The sequence below is a fragment of the Chryseobacterium sp. KLBC 52 genome (assembly GCF_003347605.1).
GTDB lineage: Bacteria > Bacteroidota > Bacteroidia > Flavobacteriales > Weeksellaceae > Chryseobacterium.
In genome coordinates, this window is the sequence record NZ_QDFZ01000015.1 from 35739 (window position 1) to 48165 (window position 12427).

Below are 12427 nucleotides of genomic sequence, written 5' to 3' on the forward strand. Positions count from 1 at the left end.
ATGGAAAAATTACAATACATTTCACAGGGAAATACCCTTCAGGAACAGGAACTTTGTATCCGGAAAGCCTTAGACAACGGGATCAAATGGGTACAGGTTCGATGGAAAAATGCTCCTGAAAACGAATTAATCAATCTTTGTGAAATTTCAAAACAACTTTGTTCAGAATATCACGCGGTTTGTATCATCAATGACCATGTACATCTGGCTAAAGAAATTGACGCAGATGGTGTGCATGTAGGATTAAATGACTTGGCTGTAGAAGATGCCAGACGAATATTAGGCGAAAATAAGATTATTGGTGGAACAGCGAATACCCTTTCAGATGTCATCCGAAGAATCGAAGAATCTTGTGATTATATCGGTTTAGGACCATTGAGATTTACCACAACCAAAGAAAAACTAAGTCCTGTTCTTGGATTTGCAGGCTATCAGGCGATCATTGATGGATTAAGAGAAAAATCAATAGATATCCCTAAGATATTTGCCATCGGAAGTGTTACTCTAGAAGATATTTTACCGTTACAGGAAATCGGGATTTATGGAGTTGCCGTATCCGGGCTTATTACCAGGCAGCCGACTATTATTAATGAACTAAAAAAAGTAATGATATGAACCATCAGAAATTAGAAATAGCAGGAAGAACTTTTGAATCAAGACTGTTTTTAGGAACAGGAAAATTCGGAAGTATGGGAGATATGGTACAATCTGTCATCGCCTCAGAAAGCAATATGGTAACGATGGCGCTTAAAAGAATTGATGCCCAATCCAATGAAGATGATCTGCTTGATTCATTAAAAGAAACCCACGTTCATCTTCTGCCTAATACTTCCGGAGCAAGAACCGCCAAAGAAGCTGTATTGGCAGCACAGTTAGCAAGAGAAGCATTGGAAACGAACTGGGTAAAGCTCGAAATTCATCCGGATCCTAAATATTTACTGCCGGATCCTATTGAAACATTATATGCCACTGAAGAATTGGCCAAATTAGGATTTATTGTAATGCCTTACATCCATGCAGATCCTGTTTTATGTAAACGTCTTGAAGATGCCGGAACAGCTGTAGTAATGCCTTTGGGAGCACCTATCGGAACAAATAAAGGATTAAGAACACAGGATTTCCTGGAAATAATCATCAGCCAGAGTAATGTTCCCGTAGTAGTAGATGCCGGGATCGGGGCACCTTCAGATGCTGCAAAAGCAATGGAAATGGGAGCAGATGCCGTTTTGGTGAATACTGCCATTGCTGTAGCCAGAAATCCACTGAATATGGCTGTTGCTTTTAAAGAAGGTGTGATTGCCGGAAGAAGAGCATTCGAATCTGGATTGGGAGCGATTGCCAAACATGCTGAAGCTTCAAGTCCGCTTACTTCGTTTTTATTTGAATAAATCAGCCTCATGAAAAGTTTTAAAGATGTTTTTGAAAACTATCAGTGGGATGAAGTGAAGAATAAACTTGAAAAAGTAAGTCTGGCCGATGTAAGATACAGTCTTCAGAAAAAGAATAAAACCCTTGATGATTTCCTGAATCTCCTGTCACCAGCCGCTTCTCAGGAACTGGAGCTGATGGCAGGAATGACACAGATGCTTACCCAAAAACGATTTGGAAAAACCATTCAGCTTTATGCACCATTGTATCTCAGCAATGAATGTCAGAATATCTGCACCTACTGTGGATTCAGTCTTGATAATAACCTGAAAAGGAAAACCCTTTCTGATACGGAACTGATGATTGAAGCGTCAGTATTGAAATCAATGGGAGTGAATCACGTATTGCTGGTAAGTGGAGAAGCCAATAAAATAGTAGGAGTTCCTTATTTTCAGAATGCGGTGCGTAAGTTAAAACCTCATTTTTCCAACATTTCTATTGAAGTTCAGCCATTATTGGAAGAAGAATATAAACTGCTTCATGAAGAGGGAGTGCATTCCGTTTTGGTGTATCAGGAAACTTATCATCAGGATGTCTACAGAGAATACCATCCGAAAGGTAAAAAATCAAACTTCCATTTCCGTCTGGAAACTCCGGACAGGATTGGAAGAGCGGGAATTCATAAAATTGGACTCGGAGTTCTTCTTGGGCTTGAAGATTGGAGAGTAGACAGTTTTTTCAATGCTTTACACATCGATTATCTTCAGAAGCACTATTGGAAAAGTAAATTTTCTGTTTCCTTTCCAAGGCTCAGACCTGCCGAAGGAATTATTGAACCTAATTTTATTATGGAAGATAAAGACCTTCTTCAATTGATCTGCGCCTACAGAATCTGGAATGAAGACCTTGAAATCTCCATATCTACCAGAGAAAATGAAGTGTTCAGAAATAATATTGTATCTCTGGGAGCAACCGCCATGAGTGCTGGTTCAAAGACCAATCCGGGAGGGTATGCGGTGGATAAAGAATCTCTGGAACAGTTTGAAACCAGTGACGAGAGAAGTATGGATGAAATCAGAGTCATGATCAAAAAAGCAGGTTATGATCCTGTGATGAAAGATTGGGATTCCGTTTACAGTGGATTTTAAAATTTTAAAACCATTAAGGATTTTGAAGAAGTGAAGCTGAATTAAGAAAAATCTTAGATTTTTAAGACAGTATCTTTTCCAAGCGAAGCTCAACTTAACTTTCCTTAAAAACTTAAAAAACCTTAATGGTTCAATTATCTATCATAAAGCATGAAAAAAGAAGATCATTTTTCACGGTACAGCCGACAGATATTTATTGAGGAAATTGGAATAGAAGGCCAAAAGAAAATAAGGTCTTCCAAAGTTCTTGTCATCGGTGCAGGAGGTTTAGGAAGTCCGGTTATCCAGTATCTGGCTGCTGCAGGAGTAGGAACTTTAGGCGTTGCAGATTTTGATGAGGTTGAACTTCATAATCTGAACAGACAGATCATTCATACTGAAAATAGGGTAGGACTATCCAAAGTAAAAAGTGCAGAGACATTTGTGAAAGAACTCAATCATCAGGTTAACTTGATAGGAATTGAAGAGAAAATCAATGAAGAAAATGTTAAAGAAATCCTTTCTCAGTATGATATTATTGTTGACGGTTCTGACAATTTTTCAACAAGATATCTGGTGAATGATACCTGCGTAAAACTGAATAAAACTCTGGTTTACGGAAGTATCTTAGGGTTTTCAGGACAAGTTGCTGTGTTTAATCATAATGGAAGCAAAAACTTACGGGATATTTTCCCAGAACCGCCCTTTGATGAAGATCTTCCGGATTGTGACAGTCTTGGCGTTTTGGGAGCTCTTCCCGGAATGATAGGCAGTATGATGGCGCTTCAGCTATTAAAAATCATAACAGATCTTCCGGTAAGTTTAAATCAGTTGACATTGGTAGACACGCTGAACTGGAGATTTCAGACGGTAGATTTCTGATGTAAATGTAAACACTAATGTCACAAATGTTTTCACAAATAATACGATTTTATTAGTAATACATATCAATAGGGACGGGCTTTAGCCCGTCTTACTTGTATAAAACGATCCATCGGCTTTAGCCAAAACTTACCTTACAAAAAATAGGCGGTAATTATTTACCGCCTATTTTTATTTTATTACAAGGAAGAATTACTGTGCCTGCTGCATCACGCCTCCATTATCTTCTTTTTTAGTCTGGTTCAGGATATTCGGATCCTCTTTTGCCAGTTTATTTCTTGTCGGAATTTTATAATTGATGGAAAGCCCGAAGTTTCTCGTGTCATATTTACTGTAGATCATCACCGGATTTCCTGATGGCGGATTAGAACGTACCTGCATTACCTGTCCGTTGAAAATATCATTCGCAAAAACAGAAAGGGTAAGACGGTTGTTCATAAACTTCTTCGTCAGTGTAAGATCAAACGAGTTGCTGAATGGTTTCTCTGCCGTAAAATAAAAATATCCTGCCTTTGGAGTCAGATAGCTGTAGTTGGCTGTCAGTTTGATGTCCTTAGGTAAAATAATCTGGGTCATAATATTGAAAATCCAGAATCCTTTATTATTCAGGTTATCGATTTCATGTTTCTGATATCCTGCATACAGGTACATGAAATTAATTTTATCCGGATTGAAATTGAATTTCATAATTTCACTGAAAGGCTTACTGAAAATCATAAAAGGAACCGGTAATCCCACGTTGAAATTGTGGATTTTCATATTCGAAATATTCACCTGCTCGTTGAAGAGCTTTCTTCCGTCTTTTCGGATGATCTGCGCTACCTGATTGCTTGCCGAACTTACACTATATCCGATAAATGCATAATCAAAAGCTGAAATTTTCAATTCATAATTATCAAAAATAGTAGGCTGCAGATTAGGGTTACCGTTTACTTCCGTGCTGGGTCCGGAGAATGTTACGTTGTTCGGGTTCAGGGCAGAAATACTTGGTAAGCTGATTTTTCTGTTATAATTAGCGGCAATATAAACCTGATTCATCATGTTATACTGCACGCTTGCATTAGGGAAAAATTTAAACTTATTGAAAGGAATTAAATTAGCCTCTACCAGTTTTGCATCTTTATCAAAATATCTTGTTACCCCGGAAATATCATAGTTTTCAGCACGGGAACCCAATGTAAAGTCAAACTTTTTCATTTTAGCCTGAAATTCTAGATACGTAGAAGCGGTTTGTCTTTGATATTCCAGATTGGTCAGTCCAAAACTTTCTGTATCATAATCCTGTCTTTCATATAATCCTCCAAAACTTAATTTTCCACCATCAAGAAGTTGGATAGGTTGAGCGTAATCTACTTTGAAGTTGGCAATATTCATAACCGATTTATTGTTCAGAATATCTTTTAATCCATTGGTAGGGCTATCGAGAGGTTCAGTGGGATAGTCTACAAATGTTCCATCCTGAAAATAATTATCCTGAGCAAACTTGCTGTCTGATCTTGTATATCCAAACTGGAAGTCCAGTTTTTGAGATTTATCAGCAAAACGTTTCTGATAGGTTACCACAGCTTCCTGTCTCCAATTATTGGTATGAGCTACATCCGAAGAAGTATAAAAGGCTTCTCTTAGATCCGTTGGGTTTCTCTTAAAAGGTAAATCTCCGTGTCCGTCACTTAGAGTGTAATTGTCGTTATTATTGTGATAAATATCGTAGTTTAATAATAATCTGTCCTGTCCCAAATCAAAAGTCAATCCGGATTTGGCAAAATATCCGCGTGCGTATCGATCGGTATGGCTGTTCAAAAGTTCATCCTGCTGGCCATTCAGCATACTTTCACGGTAATTTTGCCCCACATTCAGCTGCCACCCGAAGTATTTATTTCTGGCATTTAAATTAACAGAATTAGTCGTTCTGCTTCTATATTTGTCATAATTTGTGAAAGAATAATTTCCGGAATAGGTAGCGGTTAAATATTTATTAGCGTTTTTGTTGGTGATAATATTCATAATCGCACCACCGGAAGTAGCTGGAAACTCAGCACCGGGTTGAGTGATCACTTCAATTCTTTCTACAGAGTTGGCAGGCATTCCTTCAAGGAAAGAGTTCAGTTCATTGGAGGTAATGTTCAGAGGCCTTCCGTTAAGATACACTTCAAGCATTTTTCCCTGATACATCATCCCTGCAATATCGGTAGATACAAGTCCCGGAAGTTTTTTAATTCCTTCCAGAACGTTTCCGTTATTCAGCTGAGGTTGTTCAGAAAAGTCAAAAATAGTACGGTCTGCCTTTTGTTCAACGGCTTTTTTAGTTTTGGTGATCACTACACCTTCAATTTGTTTTTCTTTAGCACCCGTAGTATTCTTTTCCTGTGAGAAAACAAAAACAGAACTTACCAGCGATAAAGCGAAAATAGTTTTTTTCATATTGTTTTTTACTAATACTCTGTTAGACAACAAAAAATGAATTTTGTTACAACCGTCGCAATAATTTTAATGATGTAAAAAGAAAGAAAGGAATAGAAACTCTGTCAGGTAAAGGAGTGAAAGCTTTTTGCAATCTCTCTTTATGGCTATTTTATGATCTCAAAAAATATGATTGTTGTTGGATAAAATTATTGTGCACGGTTTTTCTCTTCAAAATTAACAGCCCTGTTACTTGATTTTACTTTCTGATTTCCAAAATTATAAGTAATGCTGAGTGTCATTCTTCGGGCATCCCAATAGTTGTTGAATGACTGCGTGTTGTCGGTAAAATACATATCAGCCCTCAATCCGGACTGTCTGAAAATATCACTTACAGAAAGATTGACCTGAAGTGCCTTTTCTGCAAAACTCATTTTGATTCCTGCATCCAGACTTGCTGTGTTTTTCATAGAAAAATACCCATCTCTGGAAGGAAGATTGTTCCGGTAGTTGGCAAATAGCATCAATGTTTTTGCCTTATTCAGCTGGAAGGTATTGTTCAAAGAAAAATACAATGACTGTCCGTTTTTAGCAACCAGATTGAATCTTGTAATCTGAGTTTCATTATAACTGAAGGAGGTAGAGATATTACTTTCCCAGATTTTGAAATAGGTGTCCGTGTAATTGAGATTGATTCCGTAAACATCCTGATTATAATAGTTTTCATAGGTGCTGACAAGGTTAATCCCATTCAGAAAGGAAATCTGGTCAAAATTATTTGTAGTCCGCTGGTAGTAAAGGCTGGCAGAAAATTTACTTTTAAAAATATAATTGAATTCGATATTATGATTGAAAGATGGCTGCAGGCTTGGGTTTCCGGTATAATAGGTATTAGGATTAGAATACCATCGGAACGGATCTAATGCCCGGAAGTAAGGACGGTTGATTCTTCGTGAATAATTAATACTGAACTGATTGTTTTCATTGGCTTTATAAGATATATAAGCTGTTGGGAAAAACTTTCCGTAATTATTCTCCGATTTTGATTGGGTAGTAGGAGAGAAGCTGCTGGTTTGGGTATATTCATAACGAAGTCCGGCCTTTACAGACCATTTTTCACCAAGGTCCTTACTGGCACTGATATAACCTGCATAATTCTTTTCATGATAATCAAAAAGATTACTCTTTGCCGGATCTATGGTATAATTCCCCTTGGTGAAATTAAAATATCCAATATCCGAATTATTAGAAAACTGGCTGTATTTTGCACCCGTTTCCAACTGGATTTTTTTGAAATTTAAAGTTAAGTCAGCCTGCCCGGAATATATTTTATAATCTACCGAAGAGAGATTTCTAACGATCTGCGTGGTATTACTGGCAAGATTTTTTGTTGTAAAATTAACTTCAGTATCGGGTAAATTTCCATAATAATTAGCTCCGAAACTAAGTGTATGCTCGCCCAGTTTTTGATCAAAATAGAGATTAAGCATTTGGGTGGTAAAAGGAGAACGATGCTTTGAATCCGTCTCTGTTTGCAAAGTAGATGTACCGTCTGTAAAGTAACTTTGAGTTGAATTAATATCCATATTGGTGTGTCCTTTTGCAATATCGTATACCAGTCCGATATGGGAACTTTTAGAAAGAGAATAGTCAAAATTGGCATTCAGCCCAAGTCCGTCATTCATATCTCTTCTATCATCCTTGCTTAGAGAAGAACTTTGGCCGATAATGTTATATTTTTCTACTGATCTTTTATCTCCGTCATAGCCCGTCACCTTTACGGATGCTTTTATTTTTTCATTCTGATAATTTACTCCAGCCACACTGCTGAAACCGGCATAGGTTCTCTGGGTGTAATTAGTATTCAGATAGCCACTCCATCCAAGATTCCGATTCTTTTTAAGAATGATATTGATAATTCCACTGTTTCCCTGGGCTTCATATTTAGCAGGTGGAGTCGTGATCACTTCTATTTTCAAAATATTTTCAGAACGAATATTTCTCAGATAATTAATGAGTTCTGATCCGGAAAGATTAAGCATCCGGTCGTTCACCATTACAGAAACCCCGTTTTTTCCGGCAATAGAAAGAAGGCCTTTATTTTCATCCACCTGCAATAAAGGAGTTCCCGCCAAAACTTCAGTCCCTGAACTTCCCTGTGAAAGCATCGAGTTTTGAACGTTGTAAACAAGACGATCTACTTTACGTTCTACCAGAATTTTTTTACCATTCACCGTTACTGCTTCAATTTTGTTGACGTTAGCAGTGTCCTTTGTTTGTGCTGTTATAGTAGAACAAACAAGTGTAGCTATTAATAGAAGTTGCTTTTTCATAGGTTATTAATGACAGATTAAATGATCTTTATGTTAAATTTCTCTGACAAAAGTATAAGGGGAGTTTTTGATTGAAAATAGCATTTAGATGAAGCCTTGGATTATACATCTCAAAATAGTTTCATCGGAAAAAAACGGGTTTTTATCGAAAAGGGTTGACGAAATTTGTGCATATAGATTTATATTTGAATATGAATAAAAAGCAAATTATCTGGCTTCAGATTTTTTATTGGAGTTTCAATTTTATAGGAAACAACATTACGCCTTATTTCTTTTTCCCTGAGCGAAGGGGATTTGAAACCTATGTGCTGAACTTTACCTATTTTATTACTGAAATCTCTACTTTTTATCTTTTGTATCTGGTTATTATTCCGAAAGTGTTAAATCTGGAGAAACTTTATTCTGCTGTTTTAGTTTTTTTGATCTCTATATTAAGCTTTGGTGTCATTCGGTATGGAATAGAAGAAGTACTGCTTCCTGTTACCCTTGGATTCAGAAATTATAATAAAGATACCGGACTTTTATATTATTTGACAGATAATATCTACAATGCATCATTGACCGTTTTCATTGCCGGAATTCTGTGGATCGTGGAGAAATACGGTGTTGCTGAAAATGATAAAAAACAACTTTTGATTGAAAAAAAGCAGGCAGAACTGCAAGCGTTGAAGACGCAGATCAATCCTCATTTTATTTTTAATTCATTAAATAATATCTATTCTCTTGTCTATCAAAAGTCAGATAAAGCACTTCCTGCCATTGAAGAACTTGGACAATTGCTGAGGTACAGCACGAAAGATCTTGAAAAAGACTCCATTTCTCTGGATAAGGAAATTGGTTATATTGATAGTCTGATTGCGCTGGAGAAATTGAGAATCAGAAATCCTGAACTACTGCTGATAGAAAAAGATATTCAATATCCTCAATTGAAAATCTCACCCATGCTGTTGGTTCCTTTTGTTGAGAATGCCTTCAAACATGGTGATTTCCGTGATAAAGGTTTTGAAATGAAAATTTCAGATCATAATAAGGTGCTGCATTTTCATCTTTTGAATTTTAAAACAAAGAAAATGAAAGATACTGTTTCAGGGATTGGGATTCAGAATGTGAAAAAAAGACTGGAAATATTATATCCTAAACATCAGCTTGAGATCAAAGATTCAGAAATGGAATTTATGGTAGATTTAAAAATAGATTTACGGGATGAATAAGATAAAATGCATTATTGTAGATGATGAGCCGCTGGCCATCTCTCTTTTGGAACATTATGTAGAAAAAATACCTTTTCTTGAACTGGTTTTTTCTACGGAAAATCCTATTCTGGCCTTGGAGTATCTGCAAAAAAATGATTCCGACCTCATCTTTCTGGATATTCAGATGCCTGAGCTTACAGGAATCAATTTTATGAAGATTGTAGGAGCTGATCAAAAGTATATTCTGACAACGGCTTATTCAGAATATGCCCTGGAAGGCTATGAGCATAATGTAGTGGATTACCTGCTGAAACCTGTTTCATTTGATCGATTTCAAAAGAGTGTATTAAAGGCTCAGGAGCGGTTTTCTTTTCCTCGGGAAGAAAATACTAATTTCTTTGTAAAATCTTCGGGGCAGAGGCATCGTATCGGCTTTCAGGAGATTCTTTATATTGAAAGTATCAAAGACTATGTCAATATCCGGACGGAAAATGATGAGTTTATCGTTCTGGATACCCTTAAATCCATGGAAAACCAGCTTCCTGAAACATTTGTCCGGATTCATAAATCTTTTATTGTCAACCTTGATAAAGTCAAAAGTATTGGAGCTAAAAAAGTGATTCTTCCTGAATATGAGATTCCTATCGGCGAAAGCTATAGAGCGGCGCTTTTGGATAGATTAAAGTGATAGAATATCAGGATATTCATTTGAGAGTTAAACCTTACAGGTTTCTAAAACCTGTAAGGTTTGGAATATGTACCAAAGTTCAGTTCAAGAAAGTTGAAATAAAAAAGACGACTTCTGCTGAAGCCGCCTTTCTATTAATTATTCTAACAATTAATCTTATTTTTCCTGTTGTTTGATCAGGTTTAACGCTGAACCGGCCTTAAACCAATCAATTTGCTGATCGTTGTAAGTATGGTTCGCCATAATGATATCTTTGGTTCCGTCAGTATGAATGAATTCCAAAGTCAGTTGTTTTCCTGGAGCGAATTGATCAAGATCTAAGAAATTAACAACATCATCTTCCAGGATCTTGTCATAGTCTGCCTCATTAGCGAAAGTAATTCCAAGCATACCTTGTTTCTTAAGGTTCGTTTCGTGGATTCTTGCAAATGATTTTACCAATACAGCTTTCACACCAAGATGTCTTGGTTCCATGGCAGCGTGTTCTCTTGAAGAACCTTCGCCATAGTTCTGGTCTCCTACAACAATTGTTGGAATACCAGCAGCTTTATAAGCTCTTTGTACAGCCGGAACTTCACCGTATTCACCGGTTAATTCGTTTTTAACTTTATTGGTTTCCATGTTGTAAGCATTCACCGCTCCAATCAACATATTATTTGAAATATTGTCAAGGTGACCTCTGTATTTCAACCATGGTCCAGCCATTGAAATGTGGTCAGTAGTACATTTTCCGAACGCTTTGATCAATACTCTTGCTCCGGTAATGTTTTTACCATCCCATGCAGGGAATTCTTCCAATAACTGAAGTCTGTCTGAAGTTGGGCTTACGTTAACAACAACGCTTGAGCCATCTTCTGATGGAGCCTGATATCCGTTATCATCTACAGCAAACCCTTTTGAAGGAAGTTCGAAGCCTCTAGGCTCGTTAAGTTTTACCTGTTCGCCAGCTTCGTTCGTTAAAGTATCAGTAATCGGGTTAAAGTCCAGTCTTCCTGAGATCGCTACAGCAGCTACCATCTCTGGAGAAGCTACAAATGCGTGGGTGTTCGGGTTACCGTCAGCTCTTTTTGCAAAGTTTCTGTTGAAAGAGTGGATAATAGAGTTTTTTTCTCCTTTTTCCGCACCTTCTCTGTCCCATTGTCCGATACATGGTCCACAAGCGTTGGTAAAGATTCTTGCGTTTTCAAATTTTCTGAAAGAATCTAAGAAACCGTCTCTTTCCGCTGTAAATTTCACCTGCTCAGAACCAGGGTTGATTCCTAAAATTGCTTTAGGTTTTACTCCTTTTGATACTGCATCCTCTACAATAGAAGCAGCTCTTGATAAATCTTCATAAGAAGAGTTGGTACAAGAACCGATAAGCGCCCATTCCACTTCTAACGGCCATCCGTTAGCTTCAGCTTTAGCTCTGAACTCAGCAACCGGAGTCGCTAAATCCGGAGTGAAAGGTCCGTTTAAGTGAGGAGTAAGTTCAGAAAGGTTGATTTCTATTAATTGGTCGAAATATTGTTCTGGATTAGCATATACTTCAGCATCACCTGTTAAGTGTTCTGCAATTGTATCAGCAGCATCTACTACATCCTGTCTTCCTGTAGCGGAAAGATATCTTCTCATTGAATCATCATATCCGAAAGTAGAGGTTGTAGCTCCGATTTCAGCACCCATATTACAGATTGTTCCTTTACCGGTTGCAGAAAGAGATTCTGCACCTTCACCGAAATATTCTACAATACATCCCGTACCTCCTTTTACAGTAAGAATTCCTGCTACTTTTAAGATAACATCTTTTGCAGAAGTCCAGCCATTCATTTTACCGGTTAATTTTACTCCGATAAGTTTTGGCATTTTAAGCTCCCAGGCCATTCCTGCCATTACATCTACCGCGTCAGCACCTCCTACACCAATAGCAACCATTCCTAATCCTCCTGCGTTTACCGTATGCGAGTCGGTACCGATCATCATTCCTCCAGGGAAGGCATAGTTTTCCAGTACAACCTGGTGAATGATACCCGCCCCAGGCTTCCAGAACCCGATTCCGTATTTATCACATACAGAGCTCAGGAAGTTGAATACCTCAGAGTTTTTGTTGATCCCTTCCTGTAAATCTTTGTCTGCACCTACTTTTGCCTGGATCAGGTGATCCGCGTGAGCGGTAGAAGGAACCGCTACTTTAGCTTTCCCTGCCTGCATGAATTGTAAAAGCGCCATCTGTGCTGTGGCATCCTGCATTGCTACCCTGTCTGGTGCAAAGTCTACATAAGAGTTTCCTCGTTCATATGCTTGTGTAGCATTTCCTTCCCAAAGGTGGGTGTAAAGAATTTTTTCTGAAAGCGTAAGAGGTTTTCCCACAATTTGTCTTGCTGCAGCAATTCTTTCCGGGTAACGCTCGTACACCTTTTTGATCATATCAATATCAAAAGTCATATCGTATTTTAA

At 37.6% G+C, this 12427-nt stretch carries 9 protein-coding genes; 6 read left to right on the forward strand and 3 right to left on the reverse strand.

Going from position 1 to position 12427, the window contains the following annotated elements:
* The 4 genes from DDF69_RS15995 to DDF69_RS16010 all read left to right on the forward strand — a co-directional run bounded on the left by DDF69_RS15995 (position 1) and on the right by DDF69_RS16010 (position 3377).
* Positions 1-615 (forward strand): thiamine phosphate synthase, encoded by a 615-nt coding sequence (locus DDF69_RS15995; protein WP_114821656.1) that lies wholly within the window; start codon positions 1-3, stop codon positions 613-615.
* Positions 612-1388, forward strand: a complete 777-nt coding sequence (locus DDF69_RS16000; RefSeq protein ID WP_114821657.1) for a thiazole synthase — start codon at positions 612-614, stop codon at positions 1386-1388. The genes DDF69_RS15995 and DDF69_RS16000 overlap by 4 nt, the downstream gene beginning before the upstream one ends.
* A gap of 9 nt (positions 1389-1397) precedes the next feature.
* Positions 1398-2516, forward strand: coding sequence for a 2-iminoacetate synthase ThiH (gene thiH / locus DDF69_RS16005; RefSeq protein WP_114821658.1), 1119 nt, complete (start codon positions 1398-1400; stop codon positions 2514-2516).
* A 150-nt stretch (positions 2517-2666) separates the two neighbouring features.
* A complete protein-coding gene (locus DDF69_RS16010) occupies positions 2667-3377 on the forward strand; it encodes a HesA/MoeB/ThiF family protein (RefSeq protein WP_114821659.1) in 711 nt (236 codons plus the stop codon).
* A gap of 192 nt (positions 3378-3569) precedes the next feature.
* On the opposite strand, the gene DDF69_RS16015 is transcribed toward DDF69_RS16010, so the two are convergent.
* Complete coding sequence (locus tag DDF69_RS16015; RefSeq protein WP_114821660.1) at positions 3570-5798, reverse strand: TonB-dependent receptor domain-containing protein; 2229 nt, start codon at positions 5796-5798, stop codon at positions 3570-3572.
* 188 nt (positions 5799-5986) lie between these two features.
* Positions 5987-8110 carry an outer membrane beta-barrel family protein gene (locus DDF69_RS16020; RefSeq protein WP_114821661.1) on the reverse strand — a complete coding sequence of 708 codons (2124 nt, stop codon included), beginning with the start codon at positions 8108-8110 and terminating at the stop codon, positions 5987-5989.
* Positions 8111-8301: 191 nt separating this feature from the next.
* On the opposite strand from DDF69_RS16020, the gene DDF69_RS16025 reads away from it, so the two are divergent.
* Both DDF69_RS16025 and DDF69_RS16030 read left to right on the forward strand, forming a co-directional pair.
* Positions 8302-9321, forward strand: a complete 1020-nt coding sequence (locus tag DDF69_RS16025) for a sensor histidine kinase (RefSeq protein ID WP_114821662.1) — start codon at positions 8302-8304, stop codon at positions 9319-9321.
* A complete protein-coding gene (locus DDF69_RS16030; protein ID WP_114821663.1) occupies positions 9314-9991 on the forward strand; it encodes a LytR/AlgR family response regulator transcription factor in 678 nt (225 codons plus the stop codon). The genes DDF69_RS16025 and DDF69_RS16030 overlap by 8 nt, the downstream gene beginning before the upstream one ends.
* A gap of 156 nt (positions 9992-10147) precedes the next feature.
* Here DDF69_RS16030 and DDF69_RS16040 read toward each other — a convergent pair whose 3' ends face one another.
* Positions 10148-12415, reverse strand: coding sequence for an aconitate hydratase (locus DDF69_RS16040; protein ID WP_114821665.1), 2268 nt, complete (start codon positions 12413-12415; stop codon positions 10148-10150).
* Positions 12416-12427: the final 12 nt, after the last annotated feature.